Annotated in this window: 21 protein-coding genes and 1 pseudogene; 9 read left to right on the forward strand and 13 right to left on the reverse strand. The window is 70.0% G+C overall.

Features of this window, described 5'->3' with window-relative positions:
• Nucleotides 1-118: 118 nt before the first annotated feature.
• Nucleotides 119-769, forward strand: coding sequence for an O-methyltransferase (locus LCL61_RS39510; RefSeq protein WP_340684458.1), 651 nt, complete (start codon nucleotides 119-121; stop codon nucleotides 767-769).
• Between the two features lie 23 nt (nucleotides 770-792).
• Here LCL61_RS39510 and LCL61_RS39515 read toward each other — a convergent pair whose 3' ends face one another.
• The gene (locus LCL61_RS39515) at nucleotides 793-2,028 is read right to left on the reverse strand and encodes an MFS transporter (protein WP_340688794.1); all 1,236 of its coding nucleotides are present in this window, start codon (nucleotides 2,026-2,028) and stop codon (nucleotides 793-795) included.
• A 105-nt stretch (nucleotides 2,029-2,133) separates the two neighbouring features.
• On the opposite strand from LCL61_RS39515, the gene LCL61_RS39520 reads away from it, so the two are divergent.
• Entirely contained in the window at nucleotides 2,134-3,018 is an 885-nt protein-coding gene (locus LCL61_RS39520) for a LysR family transcriptional regulator (protein WP_340688795.1), read from the forward strand.
• A 69-nt stretch (nucleotides 3,019-3,087) separates the two neighbouring features.
• Nucleotides 3,088-3,699 (forward strand): phosphatase PAP2 family protein, encoded by a 612-nt coding sequence (locus tag LCL61_RS39525; protein WP_340684459.1) that lies wholly within the window; start codon nucleotides 3,088-3,090, stop codon nucleotides 3,697-3,699.
• Nucleotides 3,700-3,706: 7 nt separating this feature from the next.
• Here LCL61_RS39525 and LCL61_RS39530 read toward each other — a convergent pair whose 3' ends face one another.
• On the reverse strand, nucleotides 3,707-5,170 hold the full coding sequence (locus tag LCL61_RS39530; protein WP_340684460.1) for a leucyl aminopeptidase family protein: 1,464 nt from the start codon (nucleotides 5,168-5,170) through the stop codon (nucleotides 3,707-3,709).
• Nucleotides 5,171-5,260: 90 nt separating this feature from the next.
• Entirely contained in the window at nucleotides 5,261-5,428 is a 168-nt protein-coding gene (locus LCL61_RS39535; RefSeq protein ID WP_005155393.1) for a DUF3117 domain-containing protein, read from the reverse strand.
• Nucleotides 5,429-5,623: 195 nt separating this feature from the next.
• On the opposite strand from LCL61_RS39535, the gene LCL61_RS39540 reads away from it, so the two are divergent.
• On the forward strand, nucleotides 5,624-6,418 hold the full coding sequence (locus tag LCL61_RS39540) for an enoyl-CoA hydratase/isomerase family protein (RefSeq protein WP_126736366.1): 795 nt from the start codon (nucleotides 5,624-5,626) through the stop codon (nucleotides 6,416-6,418).
• 103 nt (nucleotides 6,419-6,521) lie between these two features.
• On the opposite strand, the pseudogene LCL61_RS39545 reads toward LCL61_RS39540, so the two are convergent.
• The 7 genes and pseudogenes from LCL61_RS39545 to LCL61_RS39575 all read right to left on the reverse strand — a co-directional run.
• Nucleotides 6,522-7,085: pseudogene (locus LCL61_RS39545) on the reverse strand (DNA-3-methyladenine glycosylase I); the annotation flags it as partial.
• Complete coding sequence (locus LCL61_RS39550) at nucleotides 7,078-7,527, reverse strand: SRPBCC family protein (RefSeq protein WP_340684461.1); 450 nt, start codon at nucleotides 7,525-7,527, stop codon at nucleotides 7,078-7,080. The gene LCL61_RS39550 and the pseudogene LCL61_RS39545, both read right to left, overlap by 8 nt.
• Nucleotides 7,524-7,826 (reverse strand): DivIVA domain-containing protein, encoded by a 303-nt coding sequence (locus tag LCL61_RS39555; RefSeq protein WP_340684462.1) that lies wholly within the window; start codon nucleotides 7,824-7,826, stop codon nucleotides 7,524-7,526. Before LCL61_RS39555 ends, LCL61_RS39550 begins: the two co-directional genes overlap by 4 nt.
• Complete coding sequence (locus tag LCL61_RS39560) at nucleotides 7,823-8,494, reverse strand: permease prefix domain 1-containing protein (protein WP_340684463.1); 672 nt, start codon at nucleotides 8,492-8,494, stop codon at nucleotides 7,823-7,825. Before LCL61_RS39560 ends, LCL61_RS39555 begins: the two co-directional genes overlap by 4 nt.
• A complete protein-coding gene (locus tag LCL61_RS39565) occupies nucleotides 8,491-9,141 on the reverse strand; it encodes a permease prefix domain 1-containing protein (RefSeq protein WP_340684464.1) in 651 nt (216 codons plus the stop codon). The genes LCL61_RS39560 and LCL61_RS39565 overlap by 4 nt, the downstream gene beginning before the upstream one ends.
• Nucleotides 9,138-9,803: a permease prefix domain 1-containing protein gene (locus LCL61_RS39570; RefSeq protein WP_340684465.1), complete on the reverse strand. Its 666-nt coding sequence runs from the start codon at nucleotides 9,801-9,803 to the stop codon at nucleotides 9,138-9,140. The genes LCL61_RS39565 and LCL61_RS39570 overlap by 4 nt, the downstream gene beginning before the upstream one ends.
• The gene (locus LCL61_RS39575; protein ID WP_005155407.1) at nucleotides 9,800-10,126 is read right to left on the reverse strand and encodes a helix-turn-helix transcriptional regulator; all 327 of its coding nucleotides are present in this window, start codon (nucleotides 10,124-10,126) and stop codon (nucleotides 9,800-9,802) included. Before LCL61_RS39575 ends, LCL61_RS39570 begins: the two co-directional genes overlap by 4 nt.
• Nucleotides 10,127-10,266: 140 nt before the next feature.
• On the opposite strand from LCL61_RS39575, the gene LCL61_RS39580 reads away from it, so the two are divergent.
• Genes LCL61_RS39580 through cydC form a run of 4 tightly spaced genes read left to right on the forward strand, consistent with a single transcriptional unit; the run spans nucleotide 10,267 to nucleotide 15,557 of the window.
• Nucleotides 10,267-11,445, forward strand: a complete 1,179-nt coding sequence (locus LCL61_RS39580) for a cytochrome ubiquinol oxidase subunit I (RefSeq protein ID WP_340684466.1) — start codon at nucleotides 10,267-10,269, stop codon at nucleotides 11,443-11,445.
• A 3-nt stretch (nucleotides 11,446-11,448) separates the two neighbouring features.
• Complete coding sequence (locus LCL61_RS39585; RefSeq protein WP_340684467.1) at nucleotides 11,449-12,441, forward strand: cytochrome d ubiquinol oxidase subunit II; 993 nt, start codon at nucleotides 11,449-11,451, stop codon at nucleotides 12,439-12,441.
• A gap of 9 nt (nucleotides 12,442-12,450) precedes the next feature.
• The gene (cydD, locus tag LCL61_RS39590; protein WP_340684468.1) at nucleotides 12,451-14,010 is read left to right on the forward strand and encodes a thiol reductant ABC exporter subunit CydD; all 1,560 of its coding nucleotides are present in this window, start codon (nucleotides 12,451-12,453) and stop codon (nucleotides 14,008-14,010) included.
• On the forward strand, nucleotides 14,007-15,557 hold the full coding sequence (cydC, locus tag LCL61_RS39595; protein ID WP_340684469.1) for a thiol reductant ABC exporter subunit CydC: 1,551 nt from the start codon (nucleotides 14,007-14,009) through the stop codon (nucleotides 15,555-15,557). The genes cydD and cydC overlap by 4 nt, the downstream gene beginning before the upstream one ends.
• On the opposite strand, the gene LCL61_RS39600 is transcribed toward cydC, so the two are convergent.
• The gene (locus LCL61_RS39600; RefSeq protein WP_340684470.1) at nucleotides 15,546-16,448 is read right to left on the reverse strand and encodes a glucosyl-3-phosphoglycerate synthase; all 903 of its coding nucleotides are present in this window, start codon (nucleotides 16,446-16,448) and stop codon (nucleotides 15,546-15,548) included. The genes cydC and LCL61_RS39600 overlap by 12 nt on opposite strands.
• Before the next feature lie 51 nt (nucleotides 16,449-16,499).
• On the opposite strand from LCL61_RS39600, the gene LCL61_RS39605 reads away from it, so the two are divergent.
• Nucleotides 16,500-17,174 carry a lysophospholipid acyltransferase family protein gene (locus LCL61_RS39605; RefSeq protein WP_340684471.1) on the forward strand — a complete coding sequence of 225 codons (675 nt, stop codon included), beginning with the start codon at nucleotides 16,500-16,502 and terminating at the stop codon, nucleotides 17,172-17,174.
• A 153-nt stretch (nucleotides 17,175-17,327) separates the two neighbouring features.
• On the opposite strand, the gene LCL61_RS39610 is transcribed toward LCL61_RS39605, so the two are convergent.
• Nucleotides 17,328-18,113 (reverse strand): TIGR00730 family Rossman fold protein, encoded by a 786-nt coding sequence (locus tag LCL61_RS39610; RefSeq protein WP_034324028.1) that lies wholly within the window; start codon nucleotides 18,111-18,113, stop codon nucleotides 17,328-17,330.
• A gap of 112 nt (nucleotides 18,114-18,225) precedes the next feature.
• Nucleotides 18,226-20,088, reverse strand: a complete 1,863-nt coding sequence (locus tag LCL61_RS39615; protein WP_340688796.1) for a glycoside hydrolase family 9 protein — start codon at nucleotides 20,086-20,088, stop codon at nucleotides 18,226-18,228.
• Nucleotides 20,089-20,183 lie beyond the last annotated feature (95 nt).

Genomic DNA, 20,183 nt, shown 5'->3' on the forward strand with positions numbered 1-20,183 from the left:
GAGGACCAGTCTGTCCGGCCTGCATATGTTTCTAGTGAGACTGGACTGAGAGGAGGCTGAGAAGTCGGTACCAGGGAGTCTTCGCTCTTTTGACGATAGGCAGCGCTAACCTCCGCGTGTGAATTCCGGGACGCATGCGGGCTCGCCTGCCGAGGCCGCCGACGCCGACCTCGTCGACGGATACGTCCCCGACGATGAGGTACTGGCCGCCGCGCGGGCGCGGTCGGCCGATCTGGGATGCGGTCCACTGAGCGCGGGCGCGGGTGCGACTCTGCGTTTTCTCGCCACGACGCTGCGGGCGAAGGCTGTCGTCGAGGTCGGGACCGGGGCCGGGGTGAGCGGGTTGTGCCTGCTCGGCGGCATGGTCGACGACGGGATCCTCACCTCGATCGACATCGAGCCGGAGTACCACCGGGCGGCGCGGACGGCGTTCCGCGAGGCCGGCTACGCGCCGGGGCGGACCCGCCTGATCATGGGGCGCGCGCTCGACGTCCTCCCCCGGCTCACCCCCGGCGGCTACGACCTGGTGTTCGTCGATTCGGCGCCGGTCGAATACCCGAGCTGCTACGAGAAGGCCGTCTCGCTGCTCCGGCCCGGCGGGATACTGGCGTTCCACAACGTCTCGGGGTCCAGGGTGACCGATCCCTCACGACGTGATCCGGACACCCTCGCGCTGCGGGAGGTAGCGCGGGCCTTCCGCGAGGACGCGCGGCTGGTCCCGGCACTGTTGCCGGTGGGCGGCGGGCTGCTGGTCGCCGCGATCGCGTAGCAAGGGACCTTTGCTACCACTTTTCAGACCCGTTCCGTGAAGGCCTCCTTGCCTACCCTCAAAGTAGGGAAGGAGGCCTTCACGGACTTGGGGACCACCGCGACCACGGCCACCGCGGCGAGGGCCAGCCAGGCGGCGGTGAGCACGATCAGCCAGGTCCAGCCCGCGTGCCCGTAGACGGTCGCGCCGACGGCGCCGCCGATACTGCTGCCGAGGTAGTACGAAAGCGTGTAGAGCCCGCCTACCTGGCCTCGGGCGTTCTCGGGCGCCTCCGCGGCGGCCCAGCCGTTGGCGACGGCGTGCGCGGCGAAGAACGCGCCGGTCAGCACCACGAACCCGGCGACGACCACGGGCAGCGAGTCGGACAGCGTCAGCGCGGCGCCCGCGATCGTGAGCAGCAGGGCACCCGCGAGCGACCGGCGGCGGCCGAATCGGCCGACGAGCTTGCCCGCCGTCGCCGACGAGACCGAGCCCATCGCGTACGCGAGGAAGACGAGCGACGCGATCGCGGGCGAGAGGTTCAGCGGCTCGCCGGTCAGGCGGAATCCGGCGGCGTTGTACAGCGCGACGAAGGAGCCCATCGCCAGCAGCGCGACCGCGTACTGGACCAGCAGGACCGGCCTCCGCACCGCCGCGCCGAGCCCGGCCAGCACCGCCCTGCCCTGCTCACGCAACCGCTCTGACCTGCGCCGATCCGCGAAAGTGGTAGCAAAGGTCCCTTGCTCCCCCGGCGGCAGGGCCAGCACCGTGACCACCGTGCAGACCAGCCCGATCCCCGCGACCACGAGCAGCGCGCCGTGGTAGCCGAACGGTCCGGCGGTGAACCCGGCCGCGAGCCGTCCGATCATGCCGCCGATGGTGTTCCCGGCGATCATCGCGCCCACCGCCGCCGCGAGCCCGGCCTTGCCGAGCCGTTCCGCGAGGTAAGCGGCGGCCACTCCGGGGAACCCCGCGATCGCGATTCCCTGCAGCGCCCGGAGCACGAGCAGCGCCGAGTAGCTGGGCGCCAGCGGCAGCAGGAAACCGAACACGACCGATGCGACCACCGAAGCGATGATCACCGGACGCCGTCCGACGACCTCGGAGAGCGCCGCGATGGGCAAGACGGCGATCGCGAGCGCACCGGTCGCGACGCTCACCGCGAGCGAAGCGCCACCCGGATCGAGGTGATACTGCTCGGCCAGCTGCGGCAGCACCGGCTGTGGCGCGTAGAGCAGCGCGAAGGATGAGATCCCGGCCGCGGCGACGGCGATCGTCACGCGGCGGGTGGTTCCGGTGGCAGGCACGGTCCCGAAGCTAAGCCTGGCTAAACGATACGTCTAATACGCTCATCTGCCACAATCGATGCCGTGCTGAATGAAAGGATGACCGCCCAGCTAGCCCCGCAGCTCGCGCTGCTCACCGCACTCCGCCGCACGACGAACGTCACACGCGCGGCCGAGCTGCTCGGTGTCCCCCAGCCCACGGTAAGCCGCCGGATCTCGGCGCTCGGCGAGGCCCTCGGCGCCCCCCTCACGGTCCCCGACGGCCGCGGCATCCGGCTCACCCGGGCCGCCGAACTGCTGGCCGATGCCGCCGAACGTGCCCTCGCCGCCATCGACGCCGGAGTCCGCCAAGCCCGCGAAGAGGTCGACCCCGAATCCGGGCATGTCGTCCTAGGCTTCCTGCACCTGCTCGGCAGGTCGCTGGTTCCCACGTTGCTCCGCGGCTACCGCGCGGACCATCCGGGCGTCCGGTTCACCCTGGTCCAGGGGTCACGTCAGGACATGGTCGACAGGCTGACCAGCGGAGAACTCGACCTCGCGCTGCTCGCGCCCGCACCCGTCGACGACCCGCTGCTCGACGCCGCCGTACTCACCGAGCAGGAGATCTTCCTGTCCGTTCCGACGTCGCACCGCCTCGCCGACCGGCCCAGCGCCGCCATCGAGGACCTCAAGGACGAGGAATTCGTGCTCCTCGAAACCGGGTACGGACTCCGCACCATCACCGACGACCTGTGCGCCGCGGCCGGCTTCGAGCCGAAGATCGCCTTCGAAGGGCAGGAGTCCGACACAGTCCGCGGGCTGGTCGCGGCCGGGCTCGGCGTCGCGCTGCTCCCCCGTTTCGAGCCGGGCAGCCCTGCGGGGGTCGTCGAAGTCCCGCTGGTGCCGCCGGTCGGGCGGACCATCGGGCTGGCCTGGCGGCGCGACGTGGTCCTGCCACCCGCCGTGCTGCGGTTCCGTGAGCGAGTCCGCGCGCAGCCTTGGTGACGATCGTCAGGGTCGATCACTGCCGTTCGTCCACCCCGGCAGGGAAGCATTTTCGCTAACTTCGGGTGAATGTACGACGACATCGTGAAGTTGGCGGGTGAGAGCCCGAGCTGGCTTCAGGCGACGGGAATCCTGTTCACCGAGGCAGGACTACTCGCCTTCGCGGCGCTCTTCGCCTGGCTGTTGTGGCGGGCCCGCACCTCACCCGTCCGGCTGGCCGTGGCGCTGCTGCCGCCCGCCGCGACCGCGATCGCGTACTTGATCAGCGAAGGGGTGAAGAGCGTGATCCAGGAGGACCGGCCGTGCCGTCACCTGGTCACACTCGTCGAATGCCCGCCGACGGGCGACTGGTCCTTGCCGAGCAATCACTCCACGATCGCCGCGGCGGCCGCCGTCGGCTTGGCACTCGCTTGGCGCCGGCTCGCACCGTGGGTGCTCCCGGGCGCCCTGCTGATGGGCTTCTCACGGGTGTTCGTCGGCGCGCATTACCCGCACGACGTGCTCGCCGGGCTCGTCCTCGGCTCGGTCACGGCGTGGCTCGTGTTCCGGTACCTGAAGGGCCCGGCGACCGGGATCGCCCGACGGCTCACCGCCCATGCCGGAGACGCGCCGACCCAGCCCATGCCCAAGGTCGACCTGCGGGGCGGTAGCAAAGGTCCCTTGCTCCCGCCCCGCAGGTAACCGCAGGTCAGGCGTAGGAAGCGACCAGTTCGACCAGCGTCCGCGCCGCGAAACCGGTGGCCCCGGGCACGACGTCGGCGTAGGTCTTGTCGGCCCGCGCGGGGCCGGCGATGTCGAGATGCGCCCACGGCACGTCGCCGACGAACTCCCGCAGGAACAGCGCCGCGACGATGCCGCCGGGACCACCCGGCGCCTGCCGGACGTCACCGAGCGAGCCCTGCACGGATTCGGCCAGGTCCTCCAGCAGCGGCATCCGCCACCACGCCTCGCCGACCCGCTCGCCCGCCTTCGTGACCCGCTCCGCGAGCGCGTCTTCGGTGGCGAAGACGCCGCCGGTGCGGACGCCGAGCGAGACCTTCATGGCGCCGGTCAGGGTCGCCGCGTCGATCACCGCGTCCGGCTTGTGCTTCTTGATGCCGTAGACGAGCGCGTCGGCCAGGACCATGCGGCCCTCGGCGTCGGTGTTGCCCACCTCGGTGGTCTTGCCGCCGTAGTGCCGGACGATGTCGCCTGGCCGGTACGACGAACCGGACACGTGGTTTTCGGCGGCGGGCACCAGCCCGGTCACCTTGACCGGCAGGCGCAGCGCCGCGATGGCGCGGACCGCGGCGATGATCGCCGCGCCGCCCGCCATGTCGGTGCGCATGAGGTGCATGCCGTCGGCCGGTTTGATCGAAAGACCGCCGGTGTCGAAGGTGATGCCCTTGCCGACCAGCAGCAGATGCGTCGTCGCCCCGCGCGGCCGGTACTCCAGCTCGATCAGCCGCGGCGGCGCGGCCGACCCGCCGCCGACGGCGAGGACGCCGCCGAAGCCCTGCTCGGCCAGCCACTTCTCGTCCCGCGCCGTCACGGTCAGGTTCGGGATACCACCGGCGGCCCGGGCGGCCGTGTCAGCGAGCCAAGCGGGGGTTTTGACGTTCGACGGCGTGTTCGCCAGGTCGCGCGCGAACGCGGCGGCCGCGGCGAGTTCGCGGACCCGCTCCAAGGCGTCCACGGCGTGCTCGTGACGTGTGATCAAGCGCACGGTCCGCAGGCTCGGCTTGGGGTCCTCGGCCGTCACCGTGAAGCGGTAACCGCCGAGCAGCAGCCCGAACGCGAGTTCCTCGACGTGCTCGGCGCCCGCGTCCTCGGGCAGCTCGACGGCGAAGGCGCGGAACGCCTTCTGCCCCGCCTTGACGTCTTCTTCCAGCGCCGACGAGACGGCGCGGACCAGCGCGGCGCCGGCCTTGCGGTACTGCTTCGGCTCACCGTCGCCGACACCCGCCAGCCAGCGGACACCGCCGGTCGGCACGGTCTGCACGTCACCTGCCTTGCCGGTGGGCCGCACGCCGCCGATCTCCGCGAGTCCGGCGTCACCGTCCTCTTCGGACGGCGCGGCGACCAGCGTGGCCAGCGGCGTACCGCGCCTTAGGTCGTCCGAGACCTCGAGTTCGAGCAGCTTCCCCGGAACGGGGGGTAGCGGGTTACGCACAGTGAGCGACCTCCGGGCGCAGATGAACCGCGACCCCGGCCTCCAAGGGGAGACCGGGGTGCGGGTGGTTGAACGTTGGTGCGGTCCGGCTCAGCCGGTGACCTCCTGCAAGGCCGCGCCGAGATCCTTCGCTTCTTCCGCGGAGAGTTCGACGACGAGGCGCCCACCACCTTCGAGTGGTACGCGCATCACGAGGCCCCGCCCCTCCTTAGTCACTTCGAGGGGACCATCTCCGGTCCGGGGCTTCATGGCCGCCATAGCGTGCTCCCTCCGTCTCAACCGGCGCGCCCGGGTCGCGCTCGTCAAAGCCAGCCGGGTCTACTGTCCATTGTCCCTCATCAGCGGCCGAGCGCGAACGCGGACCGATCTTTTGCCGCCGTATCGGTGCTGGTATGCGGCTCGCGAGGCTGAAAGACTCGTCTCCGACCGCAGTTTCGCCGACTAGGAGATCCCGTGACCACATCCGACGTTCTGCTGACCGCCGACGCCGATGGCGTGCGCACCTTCACGCTGAACCGGCCGCAGGCGTACAACTCGCTGACCGTCGAACTCAAGGAACTGCTGCTGGCGGGCCTGACCGAGGCCGCGGCCGACGACAGTGTCCGCGCGGTCGTACTGACCGGTTCGGGCAAGGCGTTCTGCGCCGGGCAGGACCTGAAGGAGCACGTCGGCCTGCTGCAGGCGGGTGACCCCGCGCCGCTACACACGGTCAAGGAGCACTACAACCCGATCGTCAAGACCATCGTCGGGATGCCGAAGCCGGTCATCGCGGCGGTGAACGGCCCCGCGGCCGGCGCGGGCGCGGCCTTCGCGTACGCGAGCGACCTCCGGATCGCCGCGACGTCGGCGAACTTCCTGATGGCGTTCGCGAACGTCGGCCTCGGCCCGGACTCGGGCGCGTCGTGGACGCTGCAGCGGCTGATCGGTCTCGGCCGAGCGGCGGAGCTGATGCTGCTGGCGCGCACGGTCGACTCCGCTGAAGCGCTGACACTCGGCCTGGTCAGCGAGGTCGTCCCGGACGAGGAACTGGCCGCCCGCGCGCAGAAGGTCGCCGCGAAGCTCGCGGCCGGCCCGACGGTCGCGTACGCGAAGATCAAGAACGTCCTGTCCGTCGCCGCCGAGTCGTCCCTCGAAACCGCGCTGGCGGCCGAGGACGAGGCCCAGACCGCGCTCGGCGCGACCGCCGACCACACCGAGGCCGTCGAGGCCTTCGTGGGCAAGCGCAAGCCGAACTTCCAGGGCAAGTAACGCTTGGCGCTCGTGGCTGACTTCGAGTTCGAGGGCCGCGTCGANTATCGGGCTCGCGCTGGCGCACGGGCTGGTCACCCGCATGGGCGGGACGCTGACGGCGGGCCCGGAAGCAGTCCTTGACGTGGTCGTCGACCATCCCCGTCGCCTGCATCAGCGCGTAACAGGTCGTCGGCCCGAGGAACACGAAGCCGCGCTTCTTGAGTTCCTTCGCCATCGCCTTCGACTCGTCGGTGATCGCCGGGACGTCGGCCATCCGCCGCGGCCGCGTATGCGAGGAGGGCGCGAACGACCACAGCAGGTCGTCCAGCGAACCGTCGAGTTCCTCGATCGCCCGCGCGTTGTTGATCGCCGCCAGGATCTTGGCCCGGTTCCGCACGATCGAAGCGTCTTCCATGAGCCGGGCGACGTCGTCGTCGGTGAAGACGGCGACCTTCTCCGGCACGAATCCGGCGAACGCCTTCCGGAACGACTCGCGTTTCCGCAGAATCGTGATCCACGAAAGCCCGGACTGGAACGACTCCAGGCACAGACGCTCGTACAGTTCCTCGTCGCCGTGGAGCGGGACACCCCATTCGGTGTCGTGGTACTCGATGTAGTCCGGGGCCGAGTTGCCCCACGAACACCGCTTGATCCCGTCCGCGCCCAGCAGACCCGCCTCAGCCAACCCGATACCCCTCCGCGTACTTCACGAATCTCCGCAGGCAAAGCCGCAGCCCCAGTTCGAACCCCGGTTTCGCGACCGGCCAGCCGAGCCGCCCGACGACGCCGAACGGCGGCCGCAGATGCTCCGCCCAGACGAACGTCGACGCGTGCGGCCCCTTTTCGATCACCTGGAACACCCCGGTGCCCTGCACGATCTTGCCGGTATGCCGCACGACGCAGCGCAGCGGCGGTTCCCAGCTGGTGATCTCCATGGTGTCGGTGAACCCGATCCCGGCCACGCCGGTGAACGCCGACAGTTTCGAGCCCACGCTACGCCCATTGCCTTCGACGACCTCGACCTCGGTGCCGATCATCCATTCGCCCTGGCGTTCCCAATCGGTCAGGGCGAGCCAAGCCGTCCCGGCCGGTACCGCGACGTCGACGGAGACGACGACATCGGTCACCTGGCGCCCTCGCGCTCTGCCTCCAGTTCGGCCACCTTGGCGCGCAGCTCCTCGATCTCGACGCCGAGCCGCCGCATCACCCAGTCCACTTCGGACATTTTGTAGCCGCGCAGCACCATCTGGAAGCGGACGGCGTGGACGTCCTCGGCGGTGATGTCCTCGGCGGGCAGCCTGGTCGGCGAACTGCCGGGCGGCAGCGGGGCCAGCTCCTCACCCCGGCCGAACACCACGGCGGCCAGCAGAAACACCACGGCGGCCACCAGCAGCATGACTACGAGATAGATCAGGGCGGTCGTCACGTCACGATCGTGGCACACGAACGCCACGATCGTCGCGCCAGCAACGCGAGTCGCACGCTGACCACCACCCAGAGCACCATGAGGATCCCGCACGGCACCGACAGGAACAGCCTCGACGCGTCGATGAACCCGGTGGCGATCACCAGCAGCGCCACCGAAAGCAGGTTCAGCCCGACGGCCTCGCCGATCAGCACGCCGGCGGTCTTGACCAGCCGGGTGCCGTCCATCCGCCGGGACAGCCAGCGCATGGAGACGAGGGCGATCACGCCCAGCACCGGCACGATGAAGACCGAACCGTGGGTGAACTGGGCGATGTACTTGTACCAACCCGGCGTCGGCGCGAGCTGCGACCAGTCGCCGAAGGTCCATTTCCGGGCGAGCTCCCAGGCGAGCTGCATCAGCGGCACGCCGAGGATCAGTTTCCACAGGGTGCGGGTACCGCTGTGCATGCCCAGTTCGGCCTGGTAGTCCCGGGCGATGAGGTGCACCGGCCCGAAGTCGGCGACGGCGCGCCGCTGCGCCTCGTGTTCGCTCCAGCCGCCGTCGCGGTACGCGTCCGCCGCGTCGTTGAGCCCGTCGCGCGCCTCGCGCAGCAGATCTCGTTTCGCCGACGCCGGGCCGTCCAGCCGCGTGCGCAGCTCCTTGAGATAGGCCTCGATCACTGTCATGCCGTGGTTCTCCAACTCCGCGCGGCGACCGTGAGCCGCATGCTGAACAGGATCCAGGTCCCGGACAGGACCGCGCACGGCACGCTGACGAGCAGGCGGGAGGGCTCCAGAAGTCCGGTCGCGCCGCCGTAGGTCGCGACCGCGACCAGGTTCAACCCCACGGCCGCGGCCAGCGTCCACGAGACCGCGCGCGCGACCGGCGGACCGGCCGTCCGCCGCGAGAGCAGCCGTGCCGCGAGCAGCCCGGCGATCGCGACGGCCGGGGACAGCGCCGCCAGCGTGTCGGCCACGCCGATCGCGCGGTGGTACCAGGACGGCGGAGCGCCGAGCCGCGACCAGTCGGCGAAGACCCGCGCCAGATCCCAGGCGAGGATCAGCAGCGGGACACCGGCGATCAGCTCCCACAGCACGCGGATGTCCCGCCGGAGACCCAGTTCCGCCTGGTAGTCGCGAGCGATCAGGTCTGCGGAACCGAAGTCCGCGACGGCACGGCGTTCGGCTTCGGCTTGGTCGGCACCGCCCGCGCGATAGGCGTCGGCCGCGTCGACCAGACCGTCCCTCGCCTCGGTGAGCAGATCGGCTTTCGCCGCCGACGGCCCGCGCAGCCTGCCGTCGAGCTCGCCGAGGTAGGCCTCGATCGCGTTCATGCGGCGAGCGCGGGCCGGGACCGGAAGGCGGGCGCGAGCAACCAGAGACTGAACGCCGCCCAGCCCGCCGCCAGCACGTTGCACGCCAGGCTCACGTTCATCCTGGACGGATCGAGGGCAGCGGTGCCCACGGTGAGCAGCAGCAGCGCCAGCAGATTCGTACTCGCCGCGGCGCCCACCGTCCACCGCGTCACCTTCCCCAGCCTGACGCTGTCGAGCCTGCGCCCCAGCCGCCGGGCACCGCAAAGCGCGACCACGCCGATCAGCGGCGGAACGATGACCAGGACGCCGAAGAGTTCGATGACGGACAGGTACCACTCGGGGTTCGACTTCCCGCTCCGGCTCCAGTCGCCGTAGGTCCAGATCCGCGCGAGTTCCCAGCCCAGATGGATCAGCGGGATACCGACGATGACCTTCCACAGGGTGCCGATGTCACCGCGCAACGCCAGCTCGGCCTGATAGTCACGCGCGATCACGGCGACCGGGCCGAAGTCGGCGACCGCACGACGTTCGGCTTCCGCCTCGTCGACGCCACCCTCGCGATACGCCTCGGCCGCGTCGACCAGACCGTCCCTGGCCTCGATGAGCAGATCGGTCTTCGCCCTCGGCGACCCGTGCAACCGCCTGCCCAGATCGCCGATGTAGCCGTCGATCGCGCTCATGCCGTGCTCCCCCCGAGGACACCACCGATCACGGTGGTGAACTCCTGCCACTCCGCCCGTTCCGCGGCCAGTGCCTTCTGTCCTGAGCGCGTGAGCTTGTACGTACGACGTTTGCGGCCGGACACGACGTCCCATTCGCTGGCGAGGAATCCGGCGCGCTCCAAACGGCGAAGCGCCGGGTAGACGGTGCCCGTCGGCAGGTCGAGCGCACCGTCGCTGCGGAGCTGGAGCGCCTCGATGATGGCGTACCCGTGCAGCTTCCGGCCGTCGAGGACGGCGAGGAGCAGCGCGTCGAGGTGCCCGCGCAGACTGTCGGCCTTCATAGATAGACAGTCTACACATCGCCGCATACCAGGGTAGCCGGGACTTTCCCGGACCGGCCTCAGGGAATGTCCCCGAGATCACCCCGATTTCATAGATTTAGTGGCTACATGTAGGCAGCCTACGTATACAGTGCTTCGACATGGACGCACTCCCGATCGCGAGACTCCAGTTCGCGACGACGACCTCGTTCCACTTCCTGTTCGTGCTGCTCACACTGGGGCTCGTGACACTCGTCGCGGTGATGCAGACTCGCTCCGCGTTCGGCGGCAAGCCGGAACTCACGCGGATGACTCGTTTCTGGGGCAAGCTTTACGTGATCAATTACGCGCTGGGAATCGTCACCGGAATCGTGATGGAATTCCAGTTCGGACTCACCTGGACCGGCCTGTCCGCGGTCGCGGGCGACGTCTTCGGCGCACCGCTGGCCATCGAGACGCTGGTCGCCTTCTTCGCCGAATCGACCTTCCTGGGGCTCTGGATCTTCGGCTGGGGGCGGCTGAACAAGTGGGTCCACCTGACGCTGATCTGGCTGGTCACGCTGACCGCGTACGCCTCGGCGCTGTTCATCATGGTGGCCAACTCGTTCCTGCAGAACCCGGTCGGCACGCACGCCGAGAACGGCGTGCTGAAACTCGACGACTTCGGCGCGCTGTTCACCAACCCGGCGCTGACGATGTCGCTGCCGCACGTGCTCAGCGCGGCGCTCATGACCGGCGGCTTCTTCGTGGTCGGCGTCAGCGCGTACCACTTCATCAAGCGCACCGAGGAGATCGAGTTCTTCCGGCGGTCGATGCGGATCGGCGTGCTCACCTCACTGATCGGCAGCACGCTGGTGATCAACTTCGGCTTCGGTCAGTTCGGCCCGCTCGGTGACTACCACCCCGGCAAGCTCGACGGAGCGGATCCCCTGGTCGGCGCCTCGCTCGGCTTCATGATCCAGATCGGGTTCATCGCCTTCCTCGCTTCGCTCCTCGGCACGGTGCTGCTGTTCCGGAACTGGATCACCAAGGTGCGGCCGCTGCTGTACGTGATGGTGCTGGCCATCCCGCTGCCGTTCGTCGCGGCGATCCTCGGCTGGCTGGTGCGGGAGATCGGCCGTCAGCCGTGGCTGATCCGCGGGCGGCTGACCACCGCCGACGCCGTCGCGGCGATCCCGGCGGGGCAGATCTTGTTCTCCTTCATCGCTTTCACCCTGTTGTTCCTGGTGCTCGCGATCGCCGACTGGGTGCTGATGTCACGGGTCGCGAAACGCGGCCCGGAACCCGTCGAAGAAGCGGCCGCGCCCCGTGCCGAGCTTCCCGTCCTGAGCGGAGTCTGACCGATGGTGATCCTCTGGTGGTGCGTGCTCGGTTTCCTGACCGCCGGCTATTTCGCGCTGGCCGGCTACGACTACGGCGTCGGCATGCTGCTCGGCAGGCTCGGCCGTGACGAGACAGGGCGGCGGCGCGTGCTCGGCGCCTTCGGCCCGTTCTTCCTGGCCAACGAGGTGTGGCTGGTGGCCGCGGTCGGTGTCCTGTTCGGCGCTTTCCCGCATCTGGAAGGAAAAGTGTTCGCCGGGGCGTATCTCCCGGTCGTCACCCTGTTGCTCGGGCTGGTCACCTTCACCGCGGCGGTGCAGCTGCGCAGCAGGCGGCCGGACGCGGGCCGCGGTGCCTGGACGCTGGCGATCACCGTCGGCGCCTGGGTGACGGCGGCGTCCTGGGGAGTGTTCCTCGGCAATCTCGTCCTCGGGCTCCCGCTCGACGCGGCCGGGAAGCCGACCGGCGACGTCCTCGCGGTGTTCAGCCCGTACGCGCTGCTCTGGGGCGCCGGGTTCGTCGCGCTGTTCGCCCTGCAGGGGGCGGCTTTCCTCGCCGTGCGGGCACCCGCCGAGTTCACCGCCCGCGCGAGCCGGATCGCCAAGGCGCTGCTCGCGCCGTCGCTCGCGTTCCTGGTAGTGGCGGTCGCCTGGGGCGCCGTCGAGACCACCGCGTCGTGGTCCGTGCTGCCCGCGATCGTGCTGGCGTTCGGCGCGCTGGGCGTCGCGGCCGCGGCCTTGCGCGCCGGACGGCACAAGACGGCGCTGGTCGCCACGATGACGCTGTCCGCGTCACCGGTGCTGGCCGTCGGAACGGCGCGCCTGCCGGACGCGCTGGTGTCCTCTGTGGACGGAGGGTTCTCGTTGAGCCTGACGGAAGCGGCCACCAGTACCGAGATGCTCGGGCTGCTCACCTTCGTCCTGCCTCCCGCCCTGGTGGCGATCGCCGCCGTGCAATGGGTGACCTGGCGCAGGCACGACAGCCGGGTCGACCAGCGTTCGCTGCTGCACTTCTAGGAGCCCGAGATGCCTCCCCTTCCCGGATTGCGGCGCCACTTCGGCGTACTGGCCGTCCTCGGAACGCTGACCGCCGCGGCGATCCTCGTCCAGGCCGACGGCCTCGCGACGCTGCTCACCGGCGGCGGCGTGACCTGGACCCTCGTGGCCGCCATCGCGGTACGGGCGCTGCTTGCGGGCGTCCAGGGCTCCCTCGGCGGCCGGTTCGCGGCGACGGTCAAGGCCGGGCTGCGCAAACGGCTTCTCGGCGCGGAGGCGGAGAACCCCGGTGAGGTCGCGACCCTGGTGACCAAGGGGATCGACGCGGGCGACGGCTATCTGACCGGTTATCTGCCGACGGTGGTGCTGTCGGCGATCGTGCCGGTCGCGGTACTCGTCCGGCTGTTCGCCGCGGATCTGTCATCGGCGCTGATCATCACCGCGACGCTGCCGCTGATCCCGGTGTTCGCGATCCTGGTCGGGCAGCACACGAAGGCGAAGACCGCCAAGCAGTGGTCGCTGCTTTCCAAGCTGGGCGGGCATTTCCTCGACGTCGTGCGCGGGCTCGGCACCCTCAAGGTGTTCGGCCGCGCGGAGGCGCAGGCGAAGACGGTGCGGGCGATGGCGGACGCGCACACCGACGCGACGATGCGCACGCTGCGGGTCGCGTTCCTGTCCGCGCTGGTACTGGAACTGGTGGCGACGCTTTCGGTGGCGCTGGTCGCGGTACCGATCGGCTTCCGGCTGCTCGAAGGCGGCATGGTCGTGCACACGGCGGTGCTGGTGCTGCTGCTCGCCCCGGAGGCGTACCTGCCGCTGCGGGCGGCCGGGGCGAAGTTCCATGCCAGCGCCGAAGGGCTCGCCACGTTGCGCGAGGCGCTGGCCGTGCGTTCGGAGGATGTCGTCCACGGTTCGCGCGTGGCCGGCCGCGGTGCGCCGCGGATCGTGCTGGAGAAGGTGAGCGTCGCATACGGCGACGAGGTCGTACTGTCCGAAGTGGACATGACGATCGACTCGGGCGAGCACGTCGCGCTCGTCGGTCCCAGCGGTTCCGGGAAGAGCACGCTACTGGCGGTCCTGCTGGGCTTCGTGACGCCGACGTCCGGCCGGGTCCTCGTCGACGGCGTCGATCTGTGCGGACTGGATCCGGCCGCGTGGCGGGCCGGAACGGCGTGGGTGCCGCAGCGACCGACTTTGTTCACCGGGACCGTCGAGGAGAACATCGCCATGGGCCTGGTGCCGGACGTCCAGGCCGCGGCGCGGGCGGCGGCCTTCGACAAGGTCGTGCGCGGGTTGCCCGACGGCTACCGGACGCGGATCGGCGAACTGGGCGCCCCGCTTTCGGCCGGGCAGCGGCAACGGCTGGGGCTCGCCAGAGCACTGGCCCGCACGGAGGCGGGGCTCGCGCTGCTCGACGAGCCGACGGCCAGGCTCGACGCGGAGACCGAAGCCGCCGCGCTCGGCGCGACCCGCGAACTGCTCACCGGCCGGACCGCGGTGTTCGTGGCCCACCGGCCCGCGATGGCCGAGCTGGCCACCCGCGTCTTCGAAGTCCACGAGGGCGCCGTACGAGAACGGGAACTGGTGTGAACGTCTGGGGTGCGTCCACAAAGGACGTCTTGCGACTGGTCCGTGCCGGGCTGATCGGGGCCGGGGCGGAGATCGCCGGGCTGGCGTTGATGGCCATGGCCGCTTGGCTGCTGCTGAAGGCGGCCGAACAGCCGCCGCTGGCGTCGCTCACGGTGGCGATCGTCGCCGTCCGGACGCTGGCGTTGCTGCGCGGCGGCCTGCGTTACGCGGAACGGCTCGCCGGGCACGAGGTCGTCCTGCGGTATCTCGGCGCCCTGCGGACCCGCGTGTACACGTCGTTGCTGCCGCACCGGGTCTCCCGGCATTCGGGCGGCGATCTCGTCACGCGGCTGGTGTCCGATGTGGACGCCGTGCAGGACGCGATCCTGCGGTGCCTGCTGCCCGCCGGTGTCGCCGCGTTCGTGGGTGCGGCGTCGACGACGGTCACCCTGATCGCCAGCCCGGCCGCCGGGCTCGTGCTGGCGGCCGGGCTCGCCGTCGCGGGGATCGGCTTGCCGTGGTTGTGCGTGCGGATCACTCGCACGGCGGCGGAGAAGAGCGCTCCGGCCCGCGCGGATCTCGCCGAACGGTCGGTCGAGCTGATCACCGGACGGCGGGAGCTGATCGCCTACGGCGTGCACGAGTCCACTGTGGACGCCGCGCACACCGCTGTCGACGCACTGGCGGTGCGGGACCGCGCGACAGCGAACCGCACGAGCCTGCCGAGCGCGGCCGGGATCCTCGTTCAGCTGCTGACCTGCGTCACGATCGCGCTGACCGCCGGGGTTTCACCGCCGCTGACGGCGGCACTGGCCCTCGGGGCGCTGGCCGTGTTCGAGCTGGTCCTCCCCCTGATCGCGGCCGCCCAGCGCTGGGTCGAGGTCCGCGCGTCGGCCGAGCGGGTGCGCTCGCTGCTGACGGAACCGCCGCCCGCACGCGGCACCGTGGCGCCCGAGCCTGGGCATCTGCGGCTCGAAGGGGTCGGCGTTCGGTTCGAGGGCAGGGCCCCCGCGCTGGACGGCGTCGACCTCGACCTTCCGCCGGGCAAGCGAGTCGGGATCGTGGGGCCGAGCGGGGCCGGGAAGACGACGTTGCTGAACGTGCTGCTGGGTTCCGTGGCGCCGACGTCCGGGCGCGCTCTGCTGAACGGGAAACCACTGGAGACCTACGACCCGACGCTGCTGCCGTCGGTGATCACGGGCGCGCTCGCGGACGCGCACGTCTTCCACACGACGGTCCGGGAGAACCTGCTGCTCGCGAAGCCCGGCTCTTCCGACGCCGAACTGCTCGACGCGTGCGCTACGGCCGGTTTCGACCTGCCGCTGGATCGCGAAGTCGGCTCAGACGGCGACTCGCTGTCCGGCGGGCAACGCCAGCGGCTCGTGCTCGCTCGGGCGGTGCTGGCCGCGCCGCCGGTGCTCGTGCTGGACGAGCCTGTCGAAGGGCTGGACCCTGAGCACGGCGACGCCGTCCTGGCGGACGTGCTCGCGGCCGCGCGCGGCACCGTCGTCCTGGTGACGCATCGTGAGTCGCAGGTCGCCGGGTTCGACGAAGTCCTACGTCTGTAGGTCGCGCACGTCCCGCATCGGCGGCCGGTCACTCACCGGCACCTCGGCGACCTCCGGCAGCCATTCGTCACCTACTTGCGCGAACTGGGTGAGCTGGGCCGGGTCGTCCGACTTGATGCCGCAGCGCGCGAGCGCCGTCCCGAGGATCTGGCGCGCCATCACCCCGAGCTGAAGCAGCGAGCGGTTGCGATGCTTGCGTACACCGAGATTGACCTGCGCGAGCCCTTCGAGGCCGTAGCGCGCTTCGGCGTCGAGAATGAGCCCGATCTCGACGCCGTACCCGGCCGCGAAGGGCACTGATTCGAGGAACTCGCGCGTCGCGGCGTACTCGCCTCCAAGGGGCTGAATGAGCCCGGAGAGCGAAGGTCGCAGCGCCGAGAGGACCGGTCGTGCCAGCAACTCGGTGACCCGGCCGCCGCCGCTGCTCTCCAGCCGCAGCGGCCGCCGGTAGAACCCTTTGACCAGGTGGACGCCGGTTTCGCAGAGCAGGGGCCCGAGCAGGGTCGGCACGAACGCCGGATCCGGGTCGACGAGGTCGGAGTCGAGGAACACGACGACGTCACCGGTCGTCGCGGCCAGCGACCGCCACAGCACCTCGCCCTTGCCCGGCACCGGCGGCAGGTCGGGGAGCACGTCCTCGCGGTGCACCACGCGCGCGCCGGCGCGGGCGGCGAGCTCGGCGGTGGCGTCGGTGGACCCGGAATCCATCACGATCAGCTCGTCGACGACCGTGCCCAGCAACGGGCGGACCGTCCCCACGACCTCGGCGACGGTGTCCTCCTCGTCGAGTGCCGGTAGCACGACCGAAACCGTCCGGTCACCCTTCGCAGCGACGATGTCATCGACCGTCCAGCCGGGGTTCTGCCACGTACGCCGCTCGAACCAACTCATGAGTAGTGATCGTGCCATGCTGGAGTCCGACACCCTGTCGATGGAGGAACCTTGCTACCGCTACTCGTCCGATTCGTGCTCGGCCCGCTGGTCAGGGCGCTGTACCGCCCCGAGATCCGCGGCGTGGAGAACATTCCCGCCACCGGGCCGGTGCTGCTGGCACCCAACCACCGGGCGGCGCTGGACACCGGCGTGATCACTTTCACGGCGATGCGGCAGGTCAAGTTCCTCGGCAAGGCGGAGTACTTCACCGGTCGCGGGCTCAAGGGCAAAATGATGGCCGGATTCCTGGGCGGCCTCGGCTACGTCCCGGTCGAACGCGGCAACGCGCAAGCCGGCCTCGCCGCGCTGGAAGCGGCGCGGAAGGTGCTCGACGCGGGCGGCGCGTTCGCGATCTACCCCGAAGGCACCCGCTCGCTGGACGGGCGGCTGCACCGCGGCCACACCGGTGTCGCGGCCCTGGCGCTGGCGACCGGCGCGAAGGTCGTACCCGTCGCGCTTTCCGGGACCGAAAACCTGCAGCCCGCCGGGAAGCGGATCCCGCGGCGGGCGAAGATCACCGTCACCTACGGTTCGCCGCTGGACTTCTCCCGGTACGAGGGACAGGACTCGTCGCCGGCGATCCGGCGCTCGGTGACCGACGAGATCATGTACGCGATCCTGGAGCTTTCGGGGCAGGAGTACGTCGACTCGTACCACAAACGGCCTGATCAGAGCGCTGCCTGACGGTCGAGTCGGGCTGGGGTGGTAGCAAAGGTCCCTTGCTCCCCTGCTGCTCGCGGGAGTTGGACTCTGCCGGTCTGGGTGAAGTGCCGTGAAGGCCTCCTTGCCTACCTTGAGGGTAGGGAAGGAGGCCTTCACGGANGCGCGGAGCCGCCATCAGTGGGTGTCCTCCCAAGCCTTGTACGAATCCTGCACGACGCGTACGGCGTCTTCGATGTCGTCGGTCACGTGCAGAAGCTCGAGGTCCTTCTGACCGATCTTGCCCTCGGCGAGCAGCGAACTGGCGATCCAGTCGTACAGGCCGCCCCAGTACTTGCTGCCGAACAGCACGACCGGGAACTTCGTGACCTTCTTCGTCTGCACCAGCGTGAGCGCCTCGAACAGCTCGTCGAGCGTGCCGAAACCGCCGGGCAGGCAGATGAACGCCTGCGAGTACTTGATGAACATGGTCTTGCGCGCGAAGAAGTACCGGAAGTTGACGCCGAGGTCGACCCACGGGTTCAGGCCCTGCTCGAACGGCAGCTCGATGCCGAGGCCGACCGAGAACCCGCCCGCCTCGTTGGCGCCCCGGTTCACCGCTTCCATCGCGCCGGGGCCGCCGCCGGTCATCACCGCGAAGCCCGCGTTCGCGAGCGCGCCGCCGATCTTGCGGCCGAGTTCGTACTCCGGGTGGTCCCGCTTGGTCCGCGCCGAACCGAACACCGTCACCGCGCGCGGCACCTCGGCCAGCGCGCCGAAGCCCTCGACGAACTCCGCCTGGATCCGCAGCACGCGCCACGGGTCGGTGTGCACCCAGTCGCTCGGACCCCGCGAGTCCAGCAGGCGCTGGTCGGTGGTGCTGCCTTGGTCACGGCGATCCCGCCGCAGCACGACCGGGCCCTTGTGGCGCTCGATCGGACGTTCCGGGTACTGGCCGTCGGGGAACTCGCTTGTCTCGCTCACCCCACCAAGACTACGACGTCGTCACCGTCCGGAGCGGCAGCATCGCCGGGAACAGGAGTTGTCGGATACGCGAACGCGGGGCCCGCCGCCGAGCGGGCCCCGCGATCACGCCTCAGGAACGTCCGGTCAGCGCGAACGCGAGCATGGCCGTCGAGGTGAAGTCGATGGCGGGCTCGTTGCTCGGCCACGAAGCGAGGTCGTCGGCGTAGCGGGCCTCGGGGGTGTCGAAGGCTTCGAAGGGCTTCTTGCAGTCCTTCGAACCCGGCGGGAGCTCCATGTGCTCGAAGTTCTCCGCTCCGTTGGGGCCGTTCACGACGGCGCCGTAGAGCAGTTTCTCCTCGCCGGCGAGGTTCGCCGCCTGGTGGTGCGGGCACCGCGGGTACGTGGTGCCGACGCCGACGACCAGCGAGATGCCCCACGCGTTCGCGCCGAGGGTGAAGTTCCGCTGCTGCGAACCGAACGCCGCGTACCGGCGGTCACCGGTCAGGTCCGCGTACAGCCGCTCGGTCGCGGCGAACCCGAAGCTCTTGCTGGCCGCGTCGAATTCCTTCACCGAGACGGCGGTCCGGAAAGGACTTTGAGCCGCGCTCGCGACACCTTCGGCGAGCTGACGGCGGAGGTCGCCGATCAGTTCCTTCGGACCGAGCGCGGCACCTGGGACACTGTGCCGCAGGAGCTTCGCCAGTTCGGCGTGCGCCAGCGCGCTGGTGTCGTACAGGTTGAGCGTGCTCTTCTCTTCGAGGTCGATGTAGGCCTTCGCCCAGTGCGCCGCCTGCCGCGTCCAGTCGGCGGACCGCGGGTCACGCAGGGCCTTGGCCGCCAGGGCCAGCTGCGTCGCGCCGAGTTCCATGTCGTCCCGCCAGGACGACTCCGGGTAGTACGCGTGCGGGAACGCGGTGACCAGTTCGCCGACGTTCTCGGTCTTGGCCTGCGCGAAGACCGACGAAGCCTCGGCGAGGTATTCCCTTGCCAGCGCAGGGTTCCGCTTCGCCTCGACCTGGGCGCCGAGCGCGAAAGCGGCGGCGACACGGCCGGCGAGGTTCGGGCTGAGCCCGGACCCGCCGGGGTTAGCCGGGAAGACCGGCCGATGCTTCACGAAGTACTTGGGGTCACCGGGTTTCACGTCGAGCGCGTCGTCGTCGTGCGGATTCCGCCAGACGTCGTGGTCGCCGAGGAACCCGAACTTGTCGCTGCCCGTCCCGATCCCGACCTGGGCGTAGAGCGTCTTGCTCTTCTCGTCCCACATCTTGTCGAGCCAGTCGAGGCCGAGCTTGACCTCCTTGGCCAACGCCGGGTCGTAGCCCTCGCGGAGCACGTAACCCAGCTCCGCCAGCGAGTACGCCGTGTTCGACGTGAACTTGACGAAGTCGCCCGCGTCGACCCAGCCGCCCTCGACGTCGATCGGCCCGCCTGCCGGCTTCAGCGGTTCGGTGATCTCGTCGCCGAATTCACCGCCGAACGCGGGCCACTCGTAGACCGTGGCCTGCTTGTCGGCCAGATGCGAGGGTTTGCGGTCGAGACGCCCGGGGATGATGTCGTCACCGTCGCGCTGCGCCTGGAAGAACTCGTTGGTGGCACGGACGAGCGGCGTGAAGAGCCGGTCCTTGGTGTCCACCCGGAAGGTCGGCGACGTCGCCTTGGTCTCGCCGGTGACCTCGATCCGGTACTTGCCCGGCAGCCAGACCTTCGACAGGTCCAGCTGGTACACCGCCGGGTACTTCGCGTTCCACGCGCCGAGCGACTGCCCGGTCCGTCCACGATGGACGGTCCGGCCGCGTTCGTCGATCACCGAGAACGCACCCGGCGCGCTGGAGAGGAGATAGGCGTGCTTGGTCTCGGTGATGCCGTAGCCGACCTGATCGACCCGCACCTCACCTTGGACCGCCGCCGCGGCCGAAACCGCCGGAACCGTCAAACCCCCGAGGACCAGTGCCGAAACCGCGGCCACCGTCCGGGACCAGGAACTCACCATCATCGGCGCCCCGCTCATGGATTAGTTAAGAAAGTTTCCTTTTTATGGCGCAAGACGCTAGCGTCCGGGACGTCACCAGTCAATATGTCCGTTTCGCC

The sequence above is a fragment of the Amycolatopsis coloradensis genome, from assembly GCF_037997115.1.
GTDB classification, from domain to species: Bacteria; Actinomycetota; Actinomycetes; order Mycobacteriales; family Pseudonocardiaceae; genus Amycolatopsis; species Amycolatopsis coloradensis_A.